General features: G+C 58.6%; 1 protein-coding gene. It reads left to right on the top strand.

Going from position 1 to position 423, the window contains the following annotated elements:
• A partial coding sequence (locus tag D7T59_RS21215; RefSeq protein WP_219637169.1) for a hypothetical protein occupies positions 1-284 on the top strand: 284 nt, incomplete at its 5' end.
• Between the last annotated feature and the right edge of the window lie 139 nt (positions 285-423).

Raw genomic sequence — 423 nt, 5'->3', positions numbered from 1 at the left:
TGGTGCTTGAGCTGCGCGTCAGGGAGTGTGAGCGCCGCATTGCAATTTCCGACGGTCGCACCAGAGCATTGGAGCATTCGGTAACTGCGGCCCTTGCGAACTGCTCCGACCCAGCGGCCATGCGCGCGGCCTGGACTCAACTGTCACCGTTGATCATGGAAAGTTATGCAAACCAGCGCAGCGGAGCGGCCAGCGACTATCTGGAGGGGCTCCGGCAGGGTCTCGAGTTCATTGGTCAGCAGATAGACGCGGCTCAAGAACCAACCTCTACTGCCCGGCGATAGTTCCGATGACGATTCTAAAATCAACCAAAGATCGACACTCCAGGGCCCAAAGTCTAGGTGCACTGTCGCCATGGCCCATCCCATGGTCTCAACCAAAGAAGATCAGAATGTGCGCCCACCCTTCCCAGCATCCTCGCCC

The sequence above is a fragment of the Stenotrophomonas maltophilia genome (assembly GCF_013464915.1).
Classification (GTDB): domain Bacteria; phylum Pseudomonadota; class Gammaproteobacteria; order Xanthomonadales; family Xanthomonadaceae; genus Stenotrophomonas; species Stenotrophomonas maltophilia_AT.
Note: the sequence above shows the minus strand (reverse complement) of the source record. Positions and strands in the feature narration are given on the sequence as shown.